General features: G+C 34.0%; 32 protein-coding genes. 10 read left to right on the top strand and 22 right to left on the bottom strand.

Going from position 1 to position 26,485, the window contains the following annotated elements; all coding sequences use genetic code 11:
• Positions 1 to 3: 3 nt before the first annotated feature.
• The 8 genes from METIN_RS04435 to rbr are packed head-to-tail and all read left to right on the top strand — an operon-like array spanning position 4 to position 3,918.
• Positions 4 to 285 carry an MTH865 family protein gene (locus METIN_RS04435; RefSeq protein WP_013100299.1) on the top strand — a complete coding sequence of 94 codons (282 nt, stop codon included), beginning with the start codon at positions 4 to 6 and terminating at the stop codon, positions 283 to 285.
• Position 286: 1 nt separating this feature from the next.
• Complete coding sequence (locus METIN_RS04430) at positions 287 to 964, top strand: peroxiredoxin (RefSeq protein WP_013100298.1); 678 nt, start codon at positions 287 to 289, stop codon at positions 962 to 964.
• A gap of 54 nt (positions 965 to 1,018) precedes the next feature.
• Complete coding sequence (locus tag METIN_RS04425) at positions 1,019 to 1,243, top strand: rubredoxin (protein ID WP_013100297.1); 225 nt, start codon at positions 1,019 to 1,021, stop codon at positions 1,241 to 1,243.
• A 9-nt stretch (positions 1,244 to 1,252) separates the two neighbouring features.
• Positions 1,253 to 1,603, top strand: coding sequence for a DsrE family protein (locus METIN_RS04420; RefSeq protein WP_013100296.1), 351 nt, complete (start codon positions 1,253 to 1,255; stop codon positions 1,601 to 1,603).
• A gap of 18 nt (positions 1,604 to 1,621) precedes the next feature.
• Positions 1,622 to 2,782 (top strand): FprA family A-type flavoprotein, encoded by a 1,161-nt coding sequence (locus METIN_RS04415; protein WP_013100295.1) that lies wholly within the window; start codon positions 1,622 to 1,624, stop codon positions 2,780 to 2,782.
• A 2-nt stretch (positions 2,783 to 2,784) separates the two neighbouring features.
• Positions 2,785 to 3,135, top strand: a complete 351-nt coding sequence (locus tag METIN_RS04410) for a class II SORL domain-containing protein (RefSeq protein WP_013100294.1) — start codon at positions 2,785 to 2,787, stop codon at positions 3,133 to 3,135.
• Between the two features lie 11 nt (positions 3,136 to 3,146).
• Entirely contained in the window at positions 3,147 to 3,326 is a 180-nt protein-coding gene (locus METIN_RS04405; protein ID WP_013100293.1) for a rubredoxin-like domain-containing protein, read from the top strand.
• A 10-nt stretch (positions 3,327 to 3,336) separates the two neighbouring features.
• The gene (gene rbr / locus METIN_RS04400; RefSeq protein ID WP_013100292.1) at positions 3,337 to 3,918 is read left to right on the top strand and encodes a rubrerythrin; all 582 of its coding nucleotides are present in this window, start codon (positions 3,337 to 3,339) and stop codon (positions 3,916 to 3,918) included.
• Between the two features lie 203 nt (positions 3,919 to 4,121).
• Here rbr and METIN_RS07450 read toward each other — a convergent pair whose 3' ends face one another.
• From METIN_RS07450 to METIN_RS04300, 20 genes are all read right to left on the bottom strand, one after another.
• A complete protein-coding gene (locus tag METIN_RS07450; protein WP_013100291.1) occupies positions 4,122 to 5,180 on the bottom strand; it encodes an S-layer protein in 1,059 nt (352 codons plus the stop codon).
• Between the two features lie 82 nt (positions 5,181 to 5,262).
• Positions 5,263 to 6,714 (bottom strand): argininosuccinate lyase, encoded by a 1,452-nt coding sequence (gene argH / locus METIN_RS04390; protein ID WP_013100290.1) that lies wholly within the window; start codon positions 6,712 to 6,714, stop codon positions 5,263 to 5,265.
• A gap of 3 nt (positions 6,715 to 6,717) precedes the next feature.
• The gene (locus METIN_RS04385) at positions 6,718 to 7,236 is read right to left on the bottom strand and encodes a helix-turn-helix domain-containing protein (RefSeq protein ID WP_013100289.1); all 519 of its coding nucleotides are present in this window, start codon (positions 7,234 to 7,236) and stop codon (positions 6,718 to 6,720) included.
• On the bottom strand, positions 7,223 to 7,759 hold the full coding sequence (gene ecnA, locus METIN_RS04380) for a calcium-activated nuclease EcnA (protein WP_013100288.1): 537 nt from the start codon (positions 7,757 to 7,759) through the stop codon (positions 7,223 to 7,225). The genes METIN_RS04385 and ecnA overlap by 14 nt, the downstream gene beginning before the upstream one ends.
• On the bottom strand, positions 7,756 to 7,980 hold the full coding sequence (locus tag METIN_RS04375) for a hypothetical protein (RefSeq protein ID WP_048203379.1): 225 nt from the start codon (positions 7,978 to 7,980) through the stop codon (positions 7,756 to 7,758). Before METIN_RS04375 ends, ecnA begins: the two co-directional genes overlap by 4 nt.
• A 305-nt stretch (positions 7,981 to 8,285) precedes the next feature.
• Entirely contained in the window at positions 8,286 to 8,939 is a 654-nt protein-coding gene (locus METIN_RS04370; protein ID WP_013100286.1) for a DUF5612 domain-containing protein, read from the bottom strand.
• A gap of 15 nt (positions 8,940 to 8,954) precedes the next feature.
• A complete protein-coding gene (locus METIN_RS04365) occupies positions 8,955 to 10,925 on the bottom strand; it encodes a DNA topoisomerase VI subunit B (RefSeq protein ID WP_013100285.1) in 1,971 nt (656 codons plus the stop codon).
• A gap of 3 nt (positions 10,926 to 10,928) precedes the next feature.
• On the bottom strand, positions 10,929 to 11,753 hold the full coding sequence (locus METIN_RS04360; protein WP_013100284.1) for an NOL1/NOP2/sun family putative RNA methylase: 825 nt from the start codon (positions 11,751 to 11,753) through the stop codon (positions 10,929 to 10,931).
• Positions 11,707 to 12,612 (bottom strand): thiamine-phosphate kinase, encoded by a 906-nt coding sequence (locus tag METIN_RS04355; protein ID WP_013100283.1) that lies wholly within the window; start codon positions 12,610 to 12,612, stop codon positions 11,707 to 11,709. The genes METIN_RS04360 and METIN_RS04355 overlap by 47 nt, the downstream gene beginning before the upstream one ends.
• The gene (locus METIN_RS04350; protein ID WP_013100282.1) at positions 12,599 to 12,982 is read right to left on the bottom strand and encodes a hypothetical protein; all 384 of its coding nucleotides are present in this window, start codon (positions 12,980 to 12,982) and stop codon (positions 12,599 to 12,601) included. Before METIN_RS04350 ends, METIN_RS04355 begins: the two co-directional genes overlap by 14 nt.
• Before the next feature lies 1 nt (position 12,983).
• Positions 12,984 to 14,507 carry a DUF5591 domain-containing protein gene (locus METIN_RS04345; protein ID WP_013100281.1) on the bottom strand — a complete coding sequence of 508 codons (1,524 nt, stop codon included), beginning with the start codon at positions 14,505 to 14,507 and terminating at the stop codon, positions 12,984 to 12,986.
• Positions 14,508 to 14,544: 37 nt separating this feature from the next.
• On the bottom strand, positions 14,545 to 15,447 hold the full coding sequence (gene fhcD / locus METIN_RS04340; RefSeq protein ID WP_013100280.1) for a formylmethanofuran--tetrahydromethanopterin N-formyltransferase: 903 nt from the start codon (positions 15,445 to 15,447) through the stop codon (positions 14,545 to 14,547).
• Between the two features lie 53 nt (positions 15,448 to 15,500).
• A complete protein-coding gene (locus METIN_RS04335; RefSeq protein WP_013100279.1) occupies positions 15,501 to 16,559 on the bottom strand; it encodes a Coenzyme F420 hydrogenase/dehydrogenase, beta subunit C-terminal domain in 1,059 nt (352 codons plus the stop codon).
• A 12-nt stretch (positions 16,560 to 16,571) separates the two neighbouring features.
• A complete protein-coding gene (locus METIN_RS04330; protein WP_013100278.1) occupies positions 16,572 to 17,348 on the bottom strand; it encodes a GltB/FmdC/FwdC-like GXGXG domain-containing protein in 777 nt (258 codons plus the stop codon).
• Between the two features lie 3 nt (positions 17,349 to 17,351).
• Positions 17,352 to 18,872, bottom strand: a complete 1,521-nt coding sequence (locus METIN_RS04325) for a glutamate synthase-related protein (protein ID WP_013100277.1) — start codon at positions 18,870 to 18,872, stop codon at positions 17,352 to 17,354.
• 73 nt (positions 18,873 to 18,945) lie between these two features.
• Entirely contained in the window at positions 18,946 to 19,953 is a 1,008-nt protein-coding gene (locus tag METIN_RS04320; protein ID WP_013100276.1) for an ATP-binding protein, read from the bottom strand.
• A 41-nt stretch (positions 19,954 to 19,994) separates the two neighbouring features.
• Positions 19,995 to 21,080 (bottom strand): class II glutamine amidotransferase, encoded by a 1,086-nt coding sequence (locus METIN_RS04315; RefSeq protein WP_013100275.1) that lies wholly within the window; start codon positions 21,078 to 21,080, stop codon positions 19,995 to 19,997.
• A complete protein-coding gene (gene tgtA / locus METIN_RS04310; RefSeq protein WP_013100274.1) occupies positions 21,068 to 23,008 on the bottom strand; it encodes a tRNA guanosine(15) transglycosylase TgtA in 1,941 nt (646 codons plus the stop codon). The genes METIN_RS04315 and tgtA overlap by 13 nt, the downstream gene beginning before the upstream one ends.
• Before the next feature lie 86 nt (positions 23,009 to 23,094).
• Entirely contained in the window at positions 23,095 to 23,544 is a 450-nt protein-coding gene (locus tag METIN_RS04305; RefSeq protein WP_013100273.1) for an RNA-binding domain-containing protein, read from the bottom strand.
• Positions 23,541 to 23,798 carry a cation:proton antiporter gene (locus METIN_RS04300; protein ID WP_013100272.1) on the bottom strand — a complete coding sequence of 86 codons (258 nt, stop codon included), beginning with the start codon at positions 23,796 to 23,798 and terminating at the stop codon, positions 23,541 to 23,543. The genes METIN_RS04305 and METIN_RS04300 overlap by 4 nt, the downstream gene beginning before the upstream one ends.
• A gap of 74 nt (positions 23,799 to 23,872) precedes the next feature.
• Between METIN_RS04300 and tmk the strand changes: the two genes are divergently transcribed.
• Together tmk and METIN_RS04290 are read left to right on the top strand one after the other, a co-directional pair.
• Positions 23,873 to 24,427, top strand: coding sequence for a dTMP kinase (gene tmk / locus METIN_RS04295; RefSeq protein WP_013100271.1), 555 nt, complete (start codon positions 23,873 to 23,875; stop codon positions 24,425 to 24,427).
• Positions 24,411 to 24,965, top strand: a complete 555-nt coding sequence (locus METIN_RS04290; protein WP_013100270.1) for a CBS domain-containing protein — start codon at positions 24,411 to 24,413, stop codon at positions 24,963 to 24,965. The genes tmk and METIN_RS04290 overlap by 17 nt, the downstream gene beginning before the upstream one ends.
• Here METIN_RS04290 and pdxS read toward each other — a convergent pair.
• Together pdxS and METIN_RS04280 are read right to left on the bottom strand one after the other, a co-directional pair.
• The gene (pdxS, locus tag METIN_RS04285) at positions 24,962 to 25,957 is read right to left on the bottom strand and encodes a pyridoxal 5'-phosphate synthase lyase subunit PdxS (protein WP_013100269.1); all 996 of its coding nucleotides are present in this window, start codon (positions 25,955 to 25,957) and stop codon (positions 24,962 to 24,964) included. The genes METIN_RS04290 and pdxS overlap by 4 nt on opposite strands.
• A gap of 10 nt (positions 25,958 to 25,967) precedes the next feature.
• Positions 25,968 to 26,234, bottom strand: a complete 267-nt coding sequence (locus METIN_RS04280; protein ID WP_013100268.1) for a 4Fe-4S dicluster domain-containing protein — start codon at positions 26,232 to 26,234, stop codon at positions 25,968 to 25,970.
• Positions 26,235 to 26,485 lie beyond the last annotated feature (251 nt).

Below are 26,485 nucleotides of genomic sequence, written 5' to 3'. Positions count from 1 at the left end.
AAGATGATTACAACTAACCATCCTCTCTATGAAGCTTTAAGAGACATTCAAGAGTTTAAGCTAAGACTTTATGAGTACTTTAAAGATAAAGATGTATTCCCAATAAAGAGTAGGGTTGAGTTAGCCAATGCTTTACCATGCCAAGTTTCCCTACCTTGTGGAGAAATAGAGGCTAATGAGTTGGTTAAATTATTAACTGACAATGACTTCCCTATAAAAGATGTTGATGACCTCATTAAAAAATTAGCTAATAAATGCTTAATAAAAAAAGAAGAAGGAGAGTAAAATGTGTGGAGAAGAAAACTACTGTGGATTACCAGTAATTGGGGACAAGTTTCCAGAGGTAGAGGTTAAAACTACCCATGGAGTTATTAAGTTACCAGACCATTATAAAGGGAAGTGGTTTGTCCTCTTCAGCCACCCGGCAGATTTTACTCCAGTTTGTACAACTGAGTTTATAGGCTTCCAAAAGAGATACGATCAATTTAGAGAAATGAACTGTGAATTAATTGGTTTAAGTATTGACCAAGTATTTAGCCACTTAAAGTGGATTGAATGGATAGAGGAAAAATTAGGAGTTAAGATAGAATTCCCAGTTATTGCTGATGACAGAGGAGAATTAGCTGAAATGTTAGGAATGATTAGCCCATTCAAGGGAAGCAATACAGTTAGAGCTGTATTTGTTGTTGATGACAAGGGAATTATTAGAGCTATCATCTACTATCCTCAAGAGGTTGGTAGAAACTTAGATGAAATAGTAAGGTTAGTTAAAGCTTTACAAACTTCTGACAAGTATGGAGTGGCTACTCCAGCAAATTGGCCTGAGAATGACTTCCCAGAAGAAGGAGCTGTTATCATCCCACCAGCATCTTCAATAAAAGAGATTGAAGAGAGAAAGAAAGCCTGTGAGAAAGGAGAGATCAAGTGCTTAGATTGGTGGCTCTGCTACAAGAAGTTAGAATAATCCTAATTATATTTTTTTATATTTTTTAATATCCAAATAGTTATAGGTGCGAATATGGTAGAAATTAAATTAGTTGGTAAGGAGGGGAAGAAAAAATATAGAAAATATAAGTGTAGAGTTTGTGGCTGGGTTTATGATCCTCTAAAGGGTGATCCAAGCCAAAATATTCCTCCAAAGACACCATTTGAAGAGCTTCCAGAGGATTGGATTTGCCCAATATGTAGAGGAAAAGTTGGAAAAGAATCATTTGAGCCATTAGATGAATATGTTGAGTTTTAAGGTGGTAAGATGAAAGTAGCTTTTTTAATATTTAGCTATCAGAAGGAAGGTAAGCCAAATATGCCTATAATGTTCCACACCTTACTCTTTGCCAATGAGATGAAAGAGAAAGGAGATGAAGTAAAAATCTTATTAGAAGGTGAGGCTGTAAATTGGGCAAAAGATTTATTAAGTGAAAACCATCCATTAAAAAATCATTTTGAGAAGCTAAAAGAGAACTTTGTAGTTTGTGAAGCTTGCTCTGACATGTTTAAGATAAAGGATGAAATAAAAGGAAAATTAGAGTTAGAGAATGACTTATTTGGCCATATAAGTTTAAAGAAATACTTAGATGAAGGTTATAGAGTTATTGAATTATAATAATTTTAGGGAAATAACATGAAAATAAAAAATAATGTTTATTGGGTAGGAGTTATAGATTGGGATATTAGAGATTTTCATGGTTATACTACACTCTCTGGATCAACATATAACTCCTACTTAATTAAAGGGAAAGAAAATATCTTAATTGATACTGCTAAAGAGTATTTATTTGCTCAGCTAATAAATGGGATTAATAGAATTATTGATCCTAAAGACATTGATTACATAGTAGTAAATCATGTTGAAAAAGATCACAGTGGAAGCTTAGAGAAGCTCATAGAGATTAGTGGAGCTACAATAATAACCAATGATAAAGGAAAGGAGCATTTATCCTTACACTATAATGTAAAGGATTGGGATTTCCTTATTGTAGATAATGGAGAAGAGCTTTCAATTGGAGAAAGTACTTTAAAGTTTATAAAAACTCCAATGCTCCACTGGCCTGACAATATGATTGTTTATTATAAAGAGGAAAAGATATTATTCTCAAATGATGCCTTTGGCCAGCACTTAGCAAGCTCTGAGAGATATGATTATGAAATAGATGAAGTTATTGAATATGCAAAGGAATACTTTGCAAATATACTTATGCCATATAGAAAGCTAATTCCAAGTGCTATAGAGAATATAAAAGACTTAGAGATAGAGCTTATTTGCCCTTCACATGGTGTTATTTGGAAGGAAAAGAAAGAAGAGATTATAAAGAAGTATCTTGATTGGGCCAATGATAAGGTTGAGAATAAGGCAGTTATTGTTTATGACACCATGTATAACTCAACCAAAAGTATGGCCTATGCTCTTGCTGATGGTTTAATAGATACTGGAGTTAAAACTCTAATATATAAAGTTTCAGAAACTCCTATAAATGTAATAATGAGAGAGATCTTAGATGCTAAGTATGTTTTAGTTGGCTCATCTACATTAAATCAAGGTTGCCTACCAACCATAGCTAAGTTTTTAAACTACATGAAAGGGTTAAGGCCAGAGGGGAAAATAGGAGTGGCCTTTGGCTCCTATGGTTGGATGGAGATGGCTACTGAGGAAATAAAAGAGGTCTTCAAGAAATTAAACTTTAAGATTATTGAAGATAGTTGCTTAAAAGTCAGATTTGTTCCAAAAGAAGAAGATCTAAAAAAGATTTATGACTTTGCCCTTAAATTAGGAGAAGGTGTTTAACTATGAATTATTTCTGTGGTATAAATAGGATGAAAGAAGGAACAGAGTTTGAGAGAAAGCATACTCCATTTATTGAATGTCCAGACACAGTTAAGCCAGATGAGTTTTTTGAAGTTACTATAAAAACTGGTTATCCACACCCAATAGAGGATTCTCACTATATCCAGTGGGTAGAGCTTTACATGTCAGATATCTACTTAGCAAGAGCTGACTTTACCCAATTTGTTAAGCCAGAGGTTAAGTTTGTTGTTAAGGCTCCATCTAAGGGGCATAAGTCCTTTACCTTAAGGGCTTTAATGAGATGTAACCTACATGGAATTTGGGAGTTTAAGAAAGAGGTTAAAATAGAGTAGAAGTGATCTCTATGACATGGTGGAAATGCTCTAACTGTGGTTATCTATTTGAAGCTGACAAGCCTCCAGAGAGATGTCCAAGCTGTGGAGAAGTTTGTACCTTCTATGATGTCACTTGCTACACTCCAGAGTGTGGCTGTCAAGGTTATGACCCTAAGTTAGTTGCAAGATTAGACAAAAGAAGAATTTAAAGGTGAGAGAATGAAAGAAACTTTAATAAACTTAGCTAAGGCCTATGTTGGAGAAAGTATGGCAAGAAATAGATATACATGCTTTGCCAAGATTGCCAAGCAAGAAGGTTATGAGAAGATAGCTGAGATATTCTTACTAACTGCTGAAAATGAAAGAGAGCATGCTAAATGGCTTTACTACTTAGCTACTGAACTAAAAAAGAAGTATAATATAGATGAGCCTATAAAAATAGAGGTTGAGGTTCCAATAGTTTTAGGAGATACTAAAGAGAACCTTAAAGCTGCTATTGAAGGAGAATCTTATGAATATGAAAGCATGTATCCAGAATTTGCTGAGATAGCAGAAAAAGAAGGTCTTAAAGAAATTGCTGATAGATTGAGAGCTATAGCAATAGCTGAAAAGCATCATAAGGAGAGATATGAAGCTATCTTAAAAGCCTTAGAAGAAGGAAAAATATATAAGAAAGATGAAGAAGTTGAATGGGTATGTATGAAGTGTGGCTATGTACATAAAGCCAATGAGCCACCAGAAGAGTGTCCTTCCTGTTCACATCCAAGAAAATACTTTGAGCTAAGATGTGAAAAATTCTAATTTTACTTTTTTATTTTTTATTAAAAGAGGGGTATCAGCCGGCTTGCTACTCATCATCAATCAGCCGGGGATAAACGTCATCATCTACCCCTTTTAGTTTTTATATTTTTATGCTTTTTATAGTTTTATTTTAAAAGTTCAACCAAGTTATATAACTTAAAACAAGTATTAAAGAACAAATAAGATTAAAAAAAGAAAAATCCTTAAGGCTTCTCTATTCTAACAGCCTTTCCGTCTTTCCATTCTACGAAGATTGGTTCTTCTGGAATGTAATCTAAGGTTTTAAAGTACTCTACAGCGGCTTTAGTTCCCCATCTGTCTGAACCAGCTAAGAGTAGAACTTTAACTTCTTTGTAAATGTTATCGGAGACCTTAACATTCAACTTAATCATTTCAATAACTCCTTTATTCTTTCCTGGATATTCATTAGTTACTTTAACCGGGAACTTATCCATTAACTTCTTGGTTAATGGGTTTGCCACTGGCCCTCCGATTAGGATAGTGTCTTTTGTTATTTCTATATTTTTTGAAATTAATGTTAGATCATATTTTTTTAACTCATATCCAAATTTTAAATCTATTCCTTTACCAGCAACAATTTCGGCTCTATTTATAAAATATTTTTTTAGATCCTTTGTATCTATTTTTTTAATGTCTTTAGCTTCCTTTGTACTTGCCTCTTTAATGTCACCATTCTCTTTTGTATCTATTTCTTCTTTGTTTATATTTAAAGAAACAATCTTAAATTCTACATTTCCTGAACAGTCTCCATTTACTATTCCAGAAATTTTACCTTTATAGCTTCCTTTAATAGTGTTACCACTTATATATCCATTAAATTCTCCAGAGATAACTTCATTAAAATCAAAGCTTCCTACTTTCCCAACAATTTCTCCATTAAAAGTTCCAATTATATTTCCATTATTTATAGTTCCGTCAATAGACCCTACAAATTTAGCATCTTTTAAGTTTATATTTTTATATCCAATTAATGGAAAATCCCCAACTATATTACCCAAAACGTTTCCTTTGATATTTAATGAAATTTTACCATTTTTAATTTCACCATTTAAAAATCCTTGCGGTATCTTTGTATTTATATCTAAATTAACTCCAAAACCTGTAACTTTTCCATAAACATTACCCTCAAGATCTCCATTAATTTTTACATTATCCTTTAGAATATCTTCTAAGTATTCAGCATAAATTACATTTAATCCTAAAATTAAAAAAATGTAAAATATTACAATTTTCTTTACCATACTATCACATCCATGAACTTTATAACCCTTTTAAATATTTAACTTATAAATGTTAATTTTCTATATATTTATTATTTAAGCATTATCTACTAAAAATATTTAATAAATTTTCCTTAACTTTTTCAATTTTCTCTTTTTTCTCTTCAACTTCTTCTTTATACTTTTCAATAATTTCTTTAAACTCCTTAGCCCTTTCTTCAACCTCCTTAGGAGCTGGTCCTCCTATAATGCCTCTAAGCTTAACATTTTCATGAACATCTAAAGCCTTCTTTAAAGAATCTTCTGAAACTTCTAATTGATAATGTCTTAAAACTTCCTTAGCCACTTCTATGATATCTCTCTTTTCTTCAATACTCTTCCTTACTATTTCTCCAACTATATTATGTGCCTTTCTAAAGGAAATTCCAGTTTCTCTAACTAAAGTGTCAGCCAACTCTGTGGCTGTTGAGTAGTTACTCTTAGCTAACTCTTCCATCCTCTCCTTATTAATTTTTAGAGTTTTTAACATACCATGAACCATCTTTATAGTATCTCTCATTTTATAAATAGAGTCCCATAAATAGGGAGTAAGTTCCTGTAAATCTCTATTGTAGGCATTTGGTAGAGCTTTTAAGATGGTTAAAGCAGTAACCAAGTTTCCATTGATTGAGCTTAGCTTAGCCCTTGCTATCTCAGCAACATCAGGATTTTTCTTTTGTGGCATGATGGAAGAGGTTGAGCAGTATTCATCAGCTATCTCAATAGTATTAAATTCATAGGTTGAAAATAAGATGAGCTCTTCACAGATCTTAGATAAGTTAGTTCCCAAAATTGATAGAGATGAGAGAGTTTCTAATATAAAGTCTCTTGTAGCCACTCCATCTATTGAATTTTTTATTAAGTCATCAAAGCCTAAAAGCTCTTTAGTTAATTCCCTATCAATTTTAAACCCTGTTGTGGCTAAAGCTCCACAGCCAAGTGGAGAGATGTTAACCCTCTTATAACAATCTAATAGTCTTTCAACATCTCTTAATATGGAGGAGACATAACTTAACAATAGATGACCATAAGTGATAGGTTGAGCATGTTGTAAGTGTGTATAACCAACAGTTACTACATCTTTATACTCCTCAGCTTTTTCTGTTAAGTCTTTTAGCATCCTTAATAATAATTCTAAGATCTCCAATAATTTCTCTCTTAAAGCTAATCTCAAGTCTGTAGCTACTTGATCATTCCTACTTCTCCCTGTATGCATTTTTCCAGCTACATCTCCAACTAATTTATGAAGCTCATTCTCAATAACCATATGTATGTCATCTAAAGAAGGATCCAAGTTTAGATTTTCATATCCCTTCTTATAGATCTCTTTTAAACCTTCTATTATCTTCTTAGCCTCATCTTCTTTAAGAATTCCAACCTTATACAACATAAAGGTGTGAGCAATGTCACAAAGTATATCTGACTCAAAAATTTCTTTATCAAAGCTTAAGCTTGTTGTATATCTTGCTACTTCCTCCTTAACCTCCTTTAACCTTTTCCCTCTCAAAATATTCATAATTTAAACCTCTTTTATTTTTTTAGCTAATATCTCAAGAGCTGTTAAGAAAGCTTTTTCTTCAGGGATAACTACAGCTACAGGTAAGCTAACAACCTTCTCAATGGTTGAGCTAACTATTGGAGCACAAACTATTCCCTTAGCTCCCTCTTTCTCAGCCTTTATAGCTGAGATGATACACTCTTCTAAGGTGTTTGCAGGATACTCTTTAATTAAAAATTCCTCTCCATTTATGGTTAGTTTTCTTGGAGTTATCTTATTTAATACTGGCCTTGCAGCAATTACAGCAATAAATGGCTCTTCAACAGTTTCAAGTTTTTTGAAAGTATTAACTATCTTAATTAGTGTTGAAACCCTAAAGTCTCTACCTTTTATAATTTTATGTAATGTACTATATGGAATCCCAGAGAGTTCAGATAACTCTTTTAAAGATAGATTAAACTCTTGCATAGCTCTCTTAAGCTCTAAGGAAAAGCTTCTTAAGCTACTTAGACTTAGTAAAAGTTTTTCATGTGTTTTCATAATTCCACATCCCTCTCCTCTCCCTTTTAGCCTCTTTCTCCAACTCTAAGAACTTATGCAGTAAAGTAAATTTTGAAATATATACCCTTGCATATCCATATTTTAAAAGCTCTTCATTAAAATTAATTAATTTTCCAGACTTATTTATGTAAATGTAGGCTAAGTATCTTCCATATCTATCCTCCTTTGGAGCTTCAGGATCAAAGGCTATTAACACTTCATGATGATCAAGCTCTCTCTCAGCAAATTCTTTAGCCTTAAGCCCCCATATATAAAGGTAGGTCAGGTTTGTTATATATTTCCCATCAATCTTATACTCATAAGGATTATTCTTTTTATGAATCTCTGGGCAATCTACTCCAAGTAACCTAATTTTCCAAAGGGAACCATTGACATTAACATAAATTGTATCTCCATCAACAACCTTAACAACTTTTCCATGATAATATTCTTTAGAAGAATGAAAGGATAAACAACCAGATAACAAAATAAAAATAAGAATTAGTATTTTAAGAGATTTCATTGTCTCACCACTAAAAGAGGAACAACTAATGAAACTAAAGCTATAGCCAATATAGGAATAGGAGCTGAGGCTTTAACTTCTAAGGATATGTCATTTAACTTATAGTAACCTCCTTTAATATCTCCTTTCTCTAACTTTAAGGTTATAGTGTTAGAACCATTTTTTAATAGTTTAGATACATTAATTTTAACTACTGGATATGGCTTATTTTTTATATGCACGGGCTTTATTGAATAAATTAATTCTCCATTTAAATAGACTCCATAAGTAATATCCTTGGTCCTTGTCCCATAATGTTGGAAACTGATAAAATATTCTAAATTTTCACTTTTCTCAATTGTAAAGGTTTTTGAAGCTTCTAAACTTTCATTGTCTATCTTTAAATCTCCAATAGATAAAGAAGATCCATAAGGTAAAAATAGGAGTAAAAATAAGAGAAATAATAATTTTTTAATAATTTCACCTCTTTATTTCCTCATATAAAATAACCATACAATATTTTAAAATTTTATAGAATATTTTATAATTATAAAACTCTCCCTCTAACTCTATTAATATCAAACTTTGCAGTTTCAGCTATGGCCATCACAGCTAAAACTCCAGCTTGTAGAGGATCACTAACAACTAAATCAGCCACTTGTGGGACAGAGCCAAACATCTTTAAGCTTATCACTGGAATATCTGTTTTCTCTTTAAGCTCTTTTACAGCTTCAGTTATCTTCCCTCCCATTAGAGAGCCAGCTAATACTAAGATTCCTACTCTTGGTAAGTTGGCTACAGCTCTAACAGCCTCAGCTAAGTTTTCCTCTCCAACCACTGGAAGGGTGTCAACACTTATCCTCTCTCCTCTTATGTTGTGCCTATCAGCCTCACTTATGGCTCCTCTTGCAACTTCAGCTACTTGAACTCCTCCACCTATGATAATAACCCTCTTCCCAAAGATCTTTTTTAGAGAGTTGTGAATCTCAAAGGAATATATAAAATTAAAATTTCCCAACCTTTTTTTCAGCTCTTCAATATTCTCCAAGTTCTCAATTTCCATATAGATGAAGCCAATGTTTCCATCCTTAATAAACTGTTGAGTATAAACTATATTTCCCCCCAACTCAGAGATTACCCCAGTTATTTTATGTAAAACTCCTATCTCATTCTTAGCTTCAATACTTAGCCCAATTTCCATAGGAGAAAACCTTCTTTAAGATTTTTCTAATAGCTTAATAACTTTCTCCTCTATCTCCTCAACTGGCTTATTTAAGATATTTGCTAAAGCTTCAGCAAAGATTTTAGCATATTTCATAACATACTTTCTCTTCTTCTCCTCCTCCATCTCCTTCCTTATCCTTGATAGATACTTCTCCAACTCCCTTGCACAGATCATTAGAGCATGTCTAATTTCATTGTATATCTCTTCATTCTCATGCTCTCCACAGGCTATAGCTTGCTTTCCTGCTGAAGTATATGGGATGAAGGTAGAGACTAAATTAACAAAAACTGTTATTGGAGCATCTTCCTTAATTCCATATCTCTTCCAATTTATACTCTTAACAGCCCTTGTTATACCACAGGCTGAGGCATCATATAGAAGAGGAACATGGTTAGCAAATCTCATAATTTCCATCTTTCTACCTTCATCTCCCTGCCTTCCAGCCTCTCCTCCATAGGCTAAGCCAACCTCAACAATAAAGGGAATTCCTCCCCTATAGGTTTTAGGATTCCTTGTTATTGCCTTAACAAAGTCTGGCTTTAATAGCTCTTTTAAAGACTTTTCTATGTTTTCAGCACCTATAGGCCTTAGTCCAGAGGTTGGTGGAGCCTTAAACTCCATGTTTTGGAGACATCTAACTATTAACTCAGCCTCTTCCCAGGTTAATGCTCTTGGCTCCTTATTTAAAAGCTCTTTAACCTTCTCCTCAAGTTTTTTAATTTCTTCATTAGAAATAAGTTTTTTCTTCTTTATCTCTTCTAAGAACTCTTCAGGATCTCTAACAAGCTTTTTAATTTTCTTGTTCATCTCACTTATGGTTGTTGCTGAGAGATAATTCTTTTCTGCCCACTCTATAAACTTGTCAGGGGACTTTTTAAAGTGATTCTTAATCTTCTCTATCTCCTCTTTATTCAACTTCTTGAGTAAATAATCCATTATTAAGTATTTTAGGACAAAATCTTTCAGTTCTTCTAAGCTCTCTGGTAGAGAATTTATTAAGGATTTTACATATTCAACCTCTTCCTCTGAGAGATACTCTTTAAATTTCTTGACTAAGCCTTTAACATTGTAATTTAAATAGAGATTAACAACCCTATCAAAGAAGATAGAACCTTTAAAGTTTTTTAATATTAAATCTCTTAAAATATGTCTCTCAAGTTCCTTAACCTTCTTAGATGAAACCCTTGAAAGCTCTGAGGTGAGCATGGAAGAAACTTTCTTAGCCTTAGTTTTCCTTGCTATGTAGAGGAGTTCATCAACTGTCAAGCCATAAGGATGTGGCTTTAACTCTTTAGGCTTTGTTGGAATCTCATCTATAACTCTATCAAAGACAACTTCTCCATAAGGATCTTTAAGTATAATCTTAGCATGTGGTGTAGCTATACTTATTCTCCTCAAATATTCATAAGGTCCATACTCTCCTCTATTGTAAGAGACTTCTTTAAATTCTCCTTCAACCCTTGTCCCTCTCCAATTTCCTTTTTTAACCTTCATCTCAACTATCTTTCCCTCATTTTTCTCAACATCCATCTTAACCTTCATCTCATAGATCTTCCCATCTCCCAATGAAGTAATAACCTTTAAAGGCTTTCCTGTTGTGATCTGTGAAAATAGTAAAACTCCAGCTGCCCCTATTCCTTGCTGTCCTCTTGACTGAATATGCCTATGCATCTTTGATCCAGCCAACATCTTACCAAAAACCTTAGGAACAAACTCTGGAGGGATTCCTGGACCATTGTCTTCAACAGCCACCCTATAGTGATCAGTTCCTAACTTCTCTATCTCCACCTTAACCTCTGGCAATATTAAAGCTTCTTCACAGGCATCTAAGCTGTTAGTTACCAACTCATGGACTATAGTGGTCATACTTCTAATTTTTCCACTGTATCCAAGCATGTGTTTATTCTTCCTAAAGAATTCAGCTACAGAATGCTCTTTAAACTCTTTAAATGTCTCACTCATTACTTATCCCTCTTTCTTTATCTTGGCTATAAAAAATGGCTCATAGGGGGGATAAACCTTTAAAGTTCCCTTTATCTTCCCAGGTCTTATAAAATTGGCAATTGGAGATAATTTTATTAATTTTATGTCATCTCTACTTTTTAATACATGTTCAATAACTTCCTCATTTTCTTTCTCTTCCATTGAGCATGTTGAATAAACCAACTCTCCACCAGGTTTTAATAAGTCCAAACCTATATTTAAAAGCTCTTTCTGTCTAAGTGAGCAATATTCAATATCTTTCTCATCCACTTTTCTATTTTTGTCCTTTATTATATTCCCTGAGCAGGGAGCATCAAGTAAAATTTTGTCAAAGAGTATTTTTTTCTTCATTAAATATTCTTTATATTTTCTCATATCTTTATTTATAATGATAGTATTTAAGATATTCATCCTATTTATGTTGGATTTTAAAGCTTTAACTCTCTCCTTACTAATCTCAACAGCTAAGATAGTTCCCTCATTTCCCATAAGTTGAGCTAAGTGTGTTGTCTTCCCACCAGGAGCAGCACACATATCTAAAACTCTATCCTTGGGAGAGGGGTTTAGAGTTATAGGTGGGATCATAGAAGAGAGAGATTGAGGCATATAGTAACCAAATAGATACTCAGGAGTAGCTCCAATAGAAAAAGGAGATTCTATAACTCTAAAGGCATAGTCTAAAAAAGTTTTCTCTAACTTAACTCCCTTCTTTTCAAGCCTCTCTTTTAGTGCAGATGGAGAGATTTTTAGAGTATTCACTCTAATAAAATTTATGTATATATCCCCTTCCTTTGAATGGCTTGTCATCTAAGTATCTCCCTCTCTCTATAATTTCTCCTATCTCTACAGCTTTTTTAATTTTATATTTTGAAGTTATAATTAGCTCAAACTCTTCTCCACTGTTTAAAGCCACTTCTAAGGGATTTAGGTTAAACTCTTCACAGAAGTCTAAGACATCCTTAGGAATTAGCTTAAAGATCTTCTCAGAATATATCTGAAAATTTTTAAAGTAATTTATCTCTCTTCCCAAGCCATCAGAGATATCTGTGGCTCCAGTAAATAGCTCTTTATCCTTTAGCATATCAACCCTTGCTACAGGTTTCCTTAGCTTCTTAAACATCTCTGGATAACTCTCTTCAAACTCTTTAATTTTGTCTTTAAAGTTATAATAAATATATAAAGAGGAGAAAACTCTCCCAAGGTTTCCAGTGACATAAATTTTATCTCCAACCCTTCCCTCTCTATATATTGGCTTTTCAGTTAAGCCTAAGCAAAAGCCTGATAAAATTAAGGTTTCAGCCCTAACAGTGTCCCCCCCAACAACTGGACAGTTGTAGAGGTTTGAAGCTTCTCTTAATCCCAAATAAAAGCTTTCTAAGAATTCTCTACTAACCTTTTTAAAACCTAAGGAGATTAAAAAAGATATTGGCTTTCCTCCCATAGCCACAATGTCAGAAACATTTGCTGTAAAAACTCTAAAAGCTATTTCAGAAGGGCTAAGGATGGAAGGGATGTGAGTTTCTTTAACCATCATGTCAGAGGTTAGCAATAGATAGTTATCCTCTAACCTTATTACTGCTGCATCATCACCTATTCCCTTTACAAGAAAATCAAAATTCTTAGATAAGATAGTTTTAGCCAACTCTATTATTTCATTCTCTTCCATCTACAGCCTCTTTTAATTTTTTCTCCAATTGGTTAAGTTTTTTCTTTAGAGTCTCAAGTTCATTAAAGTATCTTGCTCTCACTTCATAGTAGTGGTTGAGATCAAGCTTTTCAAAATTATCTAACACTCTTAAGGTTTCTTCAACACTTTCTTTACAATTTAAATATTTACTAACCTTAGGGATTAGATATTTTAAGCCTTTCACACTATCTTTAATCTCCTCAAACCTTCTACAGAGGAGTTCAAGGTCATCTAACAAGTCTTCTAAGTAGCTAACCTCATCCTTAACCTTTAAATACTCTTTATAAATTTCTAATACTTCCTCATCCTTTATCTCTCCCCTCATTATTCTCTCTATAATTTCCTCCATACTACAAAACCTTCCTTATATTTACTAAAGCTCCATGTTTAGCCTTTTTCATCTCATGTCCTGGAAGTTTAGCCCTACCAACACCTAAAAATTTATTATCCTTAATTAGGATGACTTCATCATCATAAGAAATCTTTTCATTACAATCAACAAATCCAGGAGGGAAGAGAGAACCTTTCTTTACATCAAAGTTTGTTTCAACATAAAAGCTATCCCTACCAAGGGTTTCCCACATAAGCTTTCCTCCCTCTAAGGAGAGGATAAATTTATCTTTCAAAGTAGCTAAAATTTTATTTTTATAGATTATCTGATTTTTCCTATTTATATAGATATTGTCTGGAAGGAAGTTATGATAAAATTGATATCTACAAAGCTCTTTTAAGTTATGAACCCTCTGTTTCCTCTTATCCCCTCTATATTCTTTTAAAATTTTTCTTAGCTCTTCAAGGTCTTTAACAACTAAGCTCTCAACCTCTAAGATCTCTAAGTAGTGATCAGGAAGATAGGAAATTACTTTATAATCTCCAAACTTCTCCTCAACCTTCTTTAAAAACTCTTTTAATAGCTTATTTATTAACTCTATTTCCTCTAAGCTCCACTCTCCTGTCACTGGAATGTCATAATTTACAGCCAACTCTAAGGCTCTTGGCACTAATCCATAGGGAGAGGTTAGGATGAGTTCTTCAACTACAGCCTTTCCTATGGCTTTAATTATTTTCCTATGTGTCTTAGACTCTGAATATGGTTTCTTTGAAGAGCAAGGGAGAAGGAGAATAATGTTTGTGTAAGGCTCATAATTTTTTAACCTTTCCAAGTATTTTTTAACCTCTGGAATCTTTATATTGGCTGTAACTATAACCTTATGCTTCTTAAAGGTTGAAATATTCCTTAAATCTGGCTCATATCTTCTATAGTTAGCCCAGAGATATGGATGAGAGATAGAGGTTTCCTCAACCAAATTTCTTAGATATCCTTTTTTTATAACCTCTTGAACCTCTTCAATAATATCAAGATAGACTTTATTATTCTCCTCTATAAGTTCTTCAAAGCTCTTATCACTCTTTATAGCCCTATTCTTAGTTAATTTATATCCCTTAACAGCATAAAACTCAGAGAGAGTTCCAAAAAAGTCAGCTCCTAAGTAAGCTAAAAGAGGAATTTCCCAAGGATTGGCTAAGGGAAAATAGATAGCTGAGTTTGGAGAAATCTTTTCTCTCAATTTTTTTATGTAAGTAAGCTCTTTTCTTTCAATAATCTTCCTGTCAGCTATGATATAGAGATCAACTTCCTCTATTTTAGCTCTCTCTATATACTTCCCATAGTTTAGAACTTGATACTTATAAGTTTCTCCATCAATTTTAAGCTCTCCAATAAAAGATTTTTTAAACTTCTCTAAAAGAGGTTCAGGTGTGTCATAAAGAAGCTTAGGCTCATCAATTTCAATATTTAGATTTATTATATTTGGAGTGTAGGAATCTTTAAACTTACATAGCCTACCAACATCATAAACAATAGGCTCTAACATTGTAAAACCCTCAAAAAATAGGAGATTAAAAAAAATTTTATTCAAAAAGCTCTCTTAACTTTATTTGGTAAGGTCCTAACTTACCTCCATAGTTTCCTGCTGTTATCTTCTTAACCCCCTTAACCCTTGTAGCTGCTAATATTCCTTCTCTCATAGCCATCTTTACAGCATCCTCAGTTAAACCATTGATAACTATTTCATAAACTCCATTAACATCCTCTGGTACTTCAGAGTCTTCAACAACATCCTTTAAGGTTGGGCACATCTTATGGTTTGTTGTAGCCACCATAAACTTATACTTAGGATTGCTTGCCCCTACCTTACTTCCAGAGGCTACTATTCCTCCTGGGAATGGAGTTATAACCTTATCAACACTCTGTATAGCATTCACTGCAGCCTCAGCAGCCATTAAGGCAGTGGCATTGGTGTCAGCCATTATAAAGAAGTTACCTCCAGCAACTCCTTTTTTAATTCCAAAGCTTGATTCAGTTATAAACTCTCCTCCCATAATTGGAATTCTATATATCTTTCTTCCATTTAACTCATCTTTCTTCTCAAATCCATCTCCAAAGAACTTTAACTTAAATCCAACTTTTACCTTTTCATCTTCCTCTTCCATAGCATCAAAGACTGCAGTGGTTGGGCAAGTTAAGACACACTGTCCAATTCTCTCTAACATTTGCTCCTCTAAACCTTTCTTCTTAGGATGGCAAATTTGAATTATAAACCCTGGCCTACCATCTGGAGTTTTTGATGGTGGCACATACTTCTCAATTCCAGCCTCAGCTGGGCACATGATAACAGAGGTTCCAAATCCAGTAGCTTCAGTAGCAGCTATCTTAGCCCATCTTTTAGTAGCTGCTGTAATTAAAATTCTTGAAACCCATATTGGAAAAGCTTCAGCAAATGTATCCTCTATATAGACTCCATTTATCTCCATCTTTCCTCCCTCTTAATTTTTGTAGTATATCAAATTAAATTTTTAGAGAAAAATTATTTATAATTTTTTCTTTTCATCTTCAGCTCAGCCAACTTTTTAATCTCCTCTATCTTCACACTGCTGTCAAAGTCAATTAACCCATTGTAGCAAGCTCTTTTAAAGAACCCTTCTCCCCACTTATTTCTTATAATAACTGTTGAGTAGCCCTCAGGTGTTCCCACATTACCAACTGAGATATCTGAGTATAAGCCAGTGAAGTCTATACAACTCTTACATCCTTCTCTCATCACTGGATCCAATTCCTTTATCTTGTATTCCTTAATGAAACCATCAACTAAGTAAAGTAAAAATTTCCCTCTCTCAATTTCCATCTTTTTGATATCCCAAGGATTTATTCCTTCTTCTTCTAACTTCTTTAACATCTTAGCATAGTCATAAATTTCAAAGCAGAAGAGAGAAATTTTTAGTCTAATAGCCTTTCTAAAAGGTTTTAGTAGATCATTTACACTACTTTGAATTTTAGCCATAGCCTCAATTATACAAGGAGTTCCAACTATGGCTAATCTCTCTAACTTCTCCTCCATAACAGCCTTTTTTAGGGCATTTAATGGAGATACTTTTCTTAAATACTTACTTCCTGCAGCTTTAACTACCTCTTCCTTGGTAGTGGCTAAGTAAGAGATTGGCTCCAAAGTCCAGTTATCCTGCTTAATAACAATAGCTCCATCTATTAGCTCTTCCTCTAAGGCATTAATTAAGATAGCTGAAACTACTCCACCATTTTGAGCATTCTTTATTTCCAATTTACTTTTAGCTCTATAAATTCCTAAGTATTTATCTTCCATCTCTCTAACTTCAACCCTTGGACAGGCATCATGGCAAGCTCCACAGGGGACATCATAGACTGTTGTCTTACAAAACTCTGCTGAGATTGGGTGTTCAATGTCTTCAGGAGGAACAATTTCACAGTAACACTCTGTACAGTTAAACTTTACAGGACTCTCCTCTTTAAAATATAAATTGTTGGCTGGGCAAACAGCTGTACAGGCTCCACAGCCAGAGCATCTATTTTTTAGCCAAACTTCCCTCTCTAAATCCTTATAGCTTCTCACTGTTTCACCTTCTTACATTAAGTCAGGAGTGTAGAGCTTTCCAAATGGCCTCTTAGATATAGGAGCTATCTTTGTCCATTTTGAATTTATCAACTTATCTTTAACTTCCTCTGACAAATTAAACCATTTACAGAACTCTTCAATGTATGGCTTTATCTTCTCTAAGTCTTCCTTTGTGAATTCCTTTATGTCAGCAGCAACACCAAGCTGTTTTTTATCAACTTCCCCTCTTATGTATATAGAACCTCCATGAATCCCTGTTCCTATCATCCTTCCTTTTATCTTTCCTAAGTCATTTCCTTTCTCATCTATATTTAATACAATAATTAAACCTCCAGCCATATATTCTCCTAAGAAATCCTTGGCTGTTCCACCGATAACTAAGACAGGGACTTTATCCTTATAAGCCTTCATGTGAATGCCACTTCTATAACCAACATCTCCCCTAACAAAAACCTTACCCCCTCTCATAGAGTGGGCTGTAACATCTCCACTGTTTCCATGTATAACTATAGTTCCATCATCCATTGTATTCCCTGGGGCAAACTCAGCATTTCCATAAACTATTATTGTAGGCCCACTCATGAACATTCCTAAGTCTCCCCCAGGGATTCCATAAATTTCTATTGTTAAATCTTTCTTCTGTAAGCCATTTCCTATAAACCTCTGTCCTAAAACATTTTTAATAATTATTTTTTTCACTTCAGGGTTCTCCTCTAAAATTTTATGAATTTTCTCATTCAATTCTCTATAATCCATGTCCTTAGCATCTATCTCTACTACTTCCATTCCTTATTCACCAGCTAACTTTATTCCCAATACTTTCAACTCTCTCTCATTTAGTCCAACTCCTCTTAACCTATCCCTATTTCCTCTCAAGCTTTCAATGGCATTAATTCCATTTGCCCCTAAAAGCTCTTTTATCTCATGTGTCCAAGCCTTTATTAAATTAGCTACTCTCCTTGCTCCAACCTCTGGATCTAACCTCTTAACCAACTCTGGCTTCTGTGTAGCTATTCCCCAGGCACATAGGCCAGTATAGCATCTTCCACAGACTCTACAACCTAAGGCTACCATTGCAGCAGTTCCTATATAGACAGCATCAGCCCCTAAGGCTATAGCTTTAAAAACATCTGCTGAACTCTTAATTCCTCCACTTGCTATAATACTAATCTCATTCCTTAATCCTTCTTCCCTCAACCTCTGATCAACTGCAGCTATAGCCATCTCTATAGGGATTCCAACATGATCTCTAAACACCTTAGGAGCAGCTCCTGTTCCCCCTTTATATCCATCAATAACTACAGCGTCAGCATCACTTGTAGCTATTCCAACAGCTATAGCTGGAGCATTATGGACAGCTGCTATTTTAACAAAGACAGGTTTTTTCCATCTTGTTGCCTCTTTTAAACTTCTAACTAATTGAGCTAAGTCTTCTATAGAGTAGATATCATGATGAGGAGCTGGAGAAATGGCATCAGAACCTTCTGGGATCATTCTTGTCTTAGATATCTCAACTGTAACCTTCTCCCCTGGTAAGTGCCCACCAATCCCTGGCTTAGCTCCTTGTCCTATCTTAATCTCAATGGCTGCTCCTTTCATTAAGTATTCTTCATTAACCCCAAACCTTCCACTTGCCACTTGGGTTATAATGTGATCAGCATATGGATAGAGAGCCTTTGGTAGTCCTCCTTCACCAGTTCCCATAAAAGTTCCACATTCTTTAACAGCCTTGGCAAAGGATAGATGAGCATTTAATGAGAGAGCTCCATAGGACATGTGGGCTATCATTATAGGAGTGTCTAACTTCAAATTTGGAGCTATCTTTGTTTTCAACTTAGCCTTTTTAACCCCATCTTCCTCAATAAAGTCAAATTCAAGCTGTTTTGGCTTCTTTCCTATGTAAGTTCTTAACTCCATTGGCTCCCTTAGAGGGTCTATAGATGGGTTAGTAACTTGACAAGCATCTAAGACAATCCTGTCAAAGTAGTTAGGATGATCCATGGCATTAGCCATTCCACTTAATAAGATACAGCCAGTCTTTGCTTGGTTATAAATATCTCTTCTAACATCCTCTGTCCATAATGGATGGGATCTCCAACATTCCTTATACTCAACAATCTTTATAGCATCCCTTGGGCACATGGAAACACATCTTTGACAGGCTCCACATCTATTAGCATATATAACTATTCTATCTCCTTCTCTTCTATAGACTCCCCATGAGCACTCAACAGTACATCTTTCACAGAGCATACACTTCTCTCTATCTATTATTGGCTTATACTTAGGTGGCACATAGCTTGGAATCATCTTTTCCCTCTTTCTCTTATTTAGTGTTGTTGAAAATTTTAATTTTCAATATAAAGCTTTTTGCGTGAAAAAGTTATATAAGTTCTCTTATAGCGTGCCATTCAATAATTGACGTTGGTTTTATTATGCCGTTAATTACGTCGTAGAATAGGATCTCATTTTCAATTAAAAATTTTATATATTTCATTTCTTCTTTTTTAACTTCCTTGTTATAGGAAATCTTTATTTTATCTTTAAACTTTGATAAAACTTTATAGAGCTTTTCTTCATCTAAATCTACTGAATCTATAAGATACTTTATTCCATTCTTTTCAATATTTATCCATCTTTTTATGGTTTCTTCAACTGTTAAGCCAAGTTTTTTATTATTTATTAGTTCAGTTATTTCATATGGTAAAGAGAGGTAGTTTATAGCGTAATCTATCTCCTCTTCACTGAAGTTCTCTTCTTTTAAGATTTTTTTAATGTCTTCTTTTTCTAACCAATCAATTAAATAATATTCGGAAGCGTTCTTTAGTGTTGAATTATTGTAGATCTCTTCTATGAATAGAGTGTCAGAAGTTAAGCAGATGACATGGGAAAGATGTTCCATCTTGGTTAGAGAGACGAATAAGTTAAATAGCTCATTTAATAGAGATTTTTCTCCATTAAAGTAAATATTCTTCAACTTTTGAAGCTCGTCTATAATTAAGACAGGCCTCTTTCCCTCTTTTATAACTTCATTAATGCTTTCATTTATCTTAGCAAAGACATCGTTTAAAGAGAACTCTTTAAAATTTAGCTCTCTCTCAACTCCGAATTTAAAAACTCCTAAGTTAAATTCCAGCTTATTAGGAACATATTTTTTATCAGATCTTTCAAAAAATATTTTAAAAAACTCTTCCTTTGTTGGCGTAGCATACTTTCTTAAATTATAATAAAAAAATACGATATCACTATCTTCAAGTTCTTTAATAACCTTCCTTATTACTGTAGATTTTCCAGAAGATTTAGGGCCATAAACGAATAAAATAGAGTTTGGCTCCAACTGGCAATAAGTTTTTAGATATCTAACTTCTTTCTCTCTATTGTAGAATTTCAATTAGATCACCATTAAAACCTTAAAATAGAAAAAATTTTTGTTTATTCTACTCTACCAATTATAGGAATTCCAGCATCTGGCATCCAAACTCTATCTAAGTTAGGGCAAATTCTCCTTATTGCTGCTTCTTCACTTGAAACAAATAGTAAGTCATCTTTTTCAGCAGCAACCAATGGCCTTAATTTTATCCTATCAGTTAAGCCTATCATGGTTGTTTCCTTTGAAATGTCTCCATTCATAAATATTAATCCCTTAGGGGTTCCAACAGCTATGGCAAATGGACCATTTAACATGGCTCCCCCATAAACCATCCTGATAGCTTTATGTAACTCCCTTTCTTCCTCTGGCATGTCATCAATCTCATTCCAAAATCTTGGAGCCATGGCTGTTAAGGCATATTCAACAGGAAGTTTATGCTTTCTCATCAGTAAGTCCATAATATAGGTTACAACCTCAGTATCTGTTAATAATCTACACTTATAACCATAGCTCTCAACAAACCTTCTGTTGGTTCCATAGCTTGTTATCTCTCCATTATGTACAACACTCCAATTTAATAGATTAAATGGATGAGCCCCTCCCCACCAGGCTTTTGTGTTTGTTGGATACCTTGCATGAGCTAACCATAGGTAGCCTTCATACCTATCTATTCTATAAAACTCTGCTACTTCATTAGGCCAGCCAACAGCTTTAAAAACTCCTAAGTCTTTTCCACTTGAGATAACATAGGCTCCATCAACCCTATCATTAATTTCCATGACTATATCAACTATAACATCTTCCTCTCTCTCAGAGTATTTCTCATCAACCTCATAGAAGTATCTCCAAGGAATATGTACTTTTTCAATAATCCCTTCCTCAGTAGGAATTTCCTCATCTTTTATAATTGTTCCATACTGTTCTAAGACATTTTCAACCTCAACCTTAATTTTTTCAAACTTTGGGTTGTTGTCAATTAAGATATGGAAGGCATAACAATCCTTATACTTTGTTGGATATATTCCATAACCAACATAACCAGAGCCTCTTCCATTCCCTCTCTCTTTTAAAGAGTTTAAAGCTAAAGCTATCTTCTCTCCACTTATCATTCTCTTCTTTCTACTGACAAAGCCTATTATTCCACACATTTTATTCCACCTCTAACCTTGACAGCCAATCCTGTTGAAAACTCTTTCATCTCTATTCCATTTAATATAGCTGTCCCATAGCCTAATAGATCATCATCTTCATTAACAACTAAAACCTCTTCATAAGGTCTAATGTCTTCATCACAATCTATAACAAACTTGGCAAAGACATTTCTCCCCTCTCTAATGAAGGGTTCAGCCTCTTTATTAACCACAACCCTATACTTAGGGAAAGGAATATTTTCCCAGAGTAATTTAGCTCCTAACTTAGAAGGGATTAAGAGATTGTCATGGCTTCTAACTGAGAATAAAATATTATCATTCTCATCTAAAACTTGTCTTAGCCTTCCTGTATTCTTACTTCTAACAACTTTTATTTTCTTATCCTTTATGATGTCATAGCCATACTGATACTCAAGCATCCTCTTTATTCTAAAGCTGTCAGAGTTAAACTTACCAATGGAGTTTATATAATAATTATATTCAACAATATTCAAGACTTTAACTCCTTTCTTTTTTAAAAATTCTAAAAACTCTTCTTGAAACTTCTTATTTATTTCTTTCTCAAAGTCATAGAGTTCAGGAGCCTCATGTTGTGAGAGAGGGTAGATAGTGTCTATATAGTAAGGGATGTATCCAAAAATAGGATGCTTTATTAAGATATCAACATCTGTCTCTTTAACATTTAAGTTTTCACTGTAAGGTCTTTCAATATCCTTTGAGACTGTTGTAATATAAACTTTCTCATACTTTATTCTCTTCAACCTCTTCTTATGCCTATAAACCTCTGGCCTGAAAAGAGATTCTACTCCAGAGTAAAAGAAGGCTGTCTTTTTTATGACTGGGTCAAATCTCTCTATATAGTACATATAATTTTTTAAAACTCTGTAAGCCTCTAAGAGCTTTGGATGAGCTCTAACCCTCTCTTCCACAAGCTCCCAAAGAGAGCCATTTTTTATAGCCTCTTTAATTCTATTCATCTCTTCAAAGGTTACATATAAGTTATGCTCAGCTAAAATCCTTTCCCTCTCCTTCTTCTCTAATTGATAAAGCTCTTTTGGAGTGTATTGGGAACAGATTGGGCAAGAGCATGGAAAGCTTTTTAAATCTTTAAGCTCTTCTAAGCTTAGAGTTCCTCTCTCTGTTAAGTATCTGTCATCCTTTGCATACAAGATGTAAGCAGCAGAGTCAAAAAGATCACAGCCTAAAGCTACAGCTAAGGCAAAGAGCATAGGATGGCCACAGCCAAAGAGATGGACAGGCTTATTAGTTGGGAGGTTCATCTTACTATTTATAATAATTTCAGCAACCTCTTTAAACCTATAGCTTTCCATTAGTGGGACAACTGCTCCTATAGGGTAGATGTCAAAGTTTAGCTTAGCCATCTCCCTTGCAGCTCTCTGTCTTAGCTCTAAATATGTAGAACCTTGAATAGTCCCATTTAACAGCATTTTAAAGTTCTTCTCTCTCTTTAACTCTATGGCTTCCTTAGCCCTCCTTAAGGTTTCTTCTAAATCTTTCTCAGCCTTCTCCTTCTCTACATCAGGAGGTGTTGGAATATCTAAGATGGTTCCAACATCTACCCCTATCTTCTCTTGAAACTCAATAATTTCCCTTGGAGAAACCTTAACATCTCCATAAGTTCCAAGCTGAAAAGAGCCACTATCTGTAACTATAACCTTATCAAAGCCTATAAGCTTATGAATTCCAACTTTTAAAGCAAGCTCTCTTAAGCTTTTAGTTATATAGGTTATGTATGAATTTGTAATAATGATATCTGTTAGCTTCTTTATAAAGTCAATTGGAACCACTTGCTTTTTAGGATTTGGGTGAATCACTGGCATAATTGTTGGAGTTTCTATTTTTTTCCCATTTATGTCTAAAATTCCAATTCTTCCTAAGGCATCTCTATATTTAATTTCAAACATCTAACCACCCTATAAAAAAGACTCCCTCAGTTACCCCGAAGGGATCATCACCACTCAGCTTAAAGGTTTCATCATTGAGAGTCTTTTTAACTGAAAAGCTCTTTCTCTAAGAGTTCTTTAACTTTCTTCTCCTTCTCCTTAGGAGAGAAAATTTTAAAGTTAAATACAACTCTTACAATGTCATCTCCATCCATCACTTTACACTCCTTTAAATAAGCCTTTTGCTTGTCAAATCTAACAAAAAATTTATTATCCTCAATTCTTAAATCTAAATCTTTCTTTAACTTCTCCAAGTTTTTAGGATTAGACTTTATTAAATTTACAATGTGCTTAAAGACTTTCTTAGCCTCTTTATCTTTAACATTTACACTAATAATTTTTATTGGGTTTCTAAAGTGTCCCTCAGTTTCTACAACCTCAACCTCTACCTTTTCCTCATCAACATTTTCAGGGATAAAAAAGGAGATAGCCTCTAAAACTTTTTCCTCATCTTCAGTTGCATGACAGATAGCACTTAACTTTATATAGTTTATCATGTTTCCTCCTTCAATTCATCTTTATAAGAGGCATTGGCTATAGCATGGGCTAAGAAGGGAGTTAATATTAAGTAAGTGAAGGCTAATAAAGTTTCCCCTAAGGCTAAGAAGATGAGAAAGCAGGCACAATCTATAACTCCTAATATGTGAATTCTTGCATAAACTATATTCTTTCTATCCTTCTCAACCCACAGCCTATAAGATGCTACAAGAATTCCTATAGATGCTATTAATATTAAAAGCTCTCTAATCAATGAGCTTCACCTAACAAAAATCTATAATGATTAATAATGACAAAATATTATTAAATATATTTTGGTGAGCTACTTTGTTTATAGTCTTTGAGGGAATAGATGGGAGTGGGAAAACTACACTGTCTAAGATGTTGGCTAAGGAGTTGTCAGGATATTGGACTTGTGAGCCAACTGATGGAGAGATAGGAAGGTTAATAAGAAGTTATTTAAGTTCAGGAAATATTGATAACATTTCCCTCTCCCTACTCTTTGCTGCTGATAGGGTAGAGCATTGTAAAGAGATAGAGAAAGTTCTTAATAGTGGAAGGGATGTTATTTGTGACAGATATTTATATTCTTCAATAGCCTATCAATCCTCCTTAGGAGTGGAAGAAAATTTCCTATGGGAGATTAACAAATATGCTATAAAGCCTGATCTTGTCTTCTTACTTGTTGTAGATGTTGATGAAGCTATGAAGAGAGTTAAGGGTAAAGATATATTTGAAAATAAAAATTTTTTGGAGAAGGTTCAGGAAAAGTATTTAGAGCTTGCTAAGAGATTTAATTTTATAGTTATTGATACTACAAATATAAGTATAGAGGAAGCTTACAACAAGGTTAGGGTGAAGGTTTATGAATGTAAATGTTGAAATCCCAGTCTATGAAGTGATGTCAGTCCCTGTCTATACAGTAAGTAAAAAAGATACTGTCTATGATGCAGCCAATATTATGTGTGAAAAAGACATAGGGGCTGTTGTAGTTGTTGAAAACAAGAAGCCAGTGGGAATATTAACTGAGAGAGATATATTAAAGAAAGTTGTAGCCAAGAATTTAAAGCCAAAAGAGGTTTTGGTTGAGGAAGTGATGACTAAGAATATTATCACTATTCCTAAGAATACAACACTAACTGAAGCAGCTAAGATAATGAGTAAGCATAATGTTAAGAGGCTTCCAGTTGTTGAAAACAATGAAGTAGTTGGAATCATAACCCAGGATGACATTGTTAGGGTGTCACCAAAAATTATTGAAATCTTACAAGACTATATTAAGATTTCAGAGCCTCCAAAGTATAGTGAGGAAGAAGTAACCTATGGAATCTGTGAAAGTTGTGGAGCTCAGGGGAGAGTTAGATACTATCAAGGAAAATACTTATGTGAAGAGTGCTTAGAAGATTATAAAGAGGATTAATCTCCCCTATATTGCATTTTTTCCTCTTCTTTTAGTTGGGTAACATCAATTCCTTTCATTGGTAAGCCTAAGTTTTTACTAACCTCAGCTATTATCTCTGGTTTATCATAGTTGTAGGTAGCTTCAACAATAGCCTTAGCCATCTCTAAAGGATTCTCTGACTTAAAGATTCCTGAACCTACAAAGACCCCATCAGAGCCTAAAGCCATCATTAAAGCAGCATCTGCTGGAGTTGCCACACCACCAGCAGCAAAGTTAACAACTGGCAACCTGTTAATCTTCTTTATCTCCATCAATATTTTATAAATTCCCTCTATTATCTCTTCTAAGGTGAAGCCTTCATAGATTGGCTCACAGTCTAAAACAATTGGCTCTAACCCTAAGCTTTCCCTAACCATCTTAGCAAGCTCTGCATATCTCATAGCAAAGGTTTTGGCTACTTCATGAATCTCTTCTTCTTCCATCTCTCCAATTTGTCTTATAGCTTCATTCATTAACCTCATATGCCTAACAGCTTCAACTATGTTCCCTGTTCCAGCCTCTCCCTTGGTTCTTATCATGGCTGCCCCTTCCCAGATTCTTCTTACTGCTTCTCCTAAGTTCCTTGCTCCACAGACAAATGGAACCTTAAACCTCTTTTTATAGATGTGGAAGAATGGATCAGCTTGGGTTAAGACTTCACTCTCATCTATCATATCCACTCCTATAGCTTCCAACACTTCAGCCTCTTTTATATGTCCAATTCTACACTTGGCCATAACTGGAATAGAAACAGAGTCCATTATCTCCTCTATTAAAGCTGGATCAGACATTCTTGCTACTCCACCACTTGCTCTTATATCAGCTGGAACTCTCTCCAATGCCATGACAGCAACAGCTCCAGCCTCTTCAGCTATCTGAGCCTGTTCAACATTTGTAACATCCATAACCACTCCATGCTTAACCATCTTAGCAAATCCCTTTTTTAATAAGTCAGTTCCTACTTTTTTCATCACTCTCACCTTAGTTTAGAATTTTTAAGGCTCCATATCTACAAACTTTTAAGCAAGCTTCACAAAAAACACAATTCTCTTTATTAACTATTTTAACTCTATTGTCTACTAAATCAAAAACATTGAGCTTACAAGCTCTATAGCATGCTAAGCAGTTTTTACAATAATTATAATCTATATATATTTCTCTCTTTTTACTATTTTTAGAATTTTCAATTTTAGACTTTTCATTTTTATTACTTTCTTTTTTGAAAATACTTAATATTTTATTTATCATGACTTTAAACCTCCCTTGGCATTTATTTACAAAACTTTTGAAACTTGGACTTAAAATTTGTTATCTTTATAGTAGTTAGATTATATATCAACTTAGTAATAATAAAAACTTATAATTTATTATTTATTCATAATACATCTGAAAATTACGTCGAGCTTGAAATTACTAAATCTTACTCTATTACAATATTTTATAACTAAATCATACTATAATTTTTATAGTTGGTATTATTAGATCCTAATTTTCTTTAA

Source organism: Methanocaldococcus infernus ME, assembly GCF_000092305.1.
In the GTDB taxonomy this organism is placed as follows: domain Archaea; phylum AGJL01; class Methanococci; order Methanococcales; family Methanocaldococcaceae; genus Methanocaldococcus; species Methanocaldococcus infernus.
The sequence above is the reverse complement of the archived record's forward strand: the minus strand, read 5'-3'. Positions and strand labels throughout refer to the sequence as shown.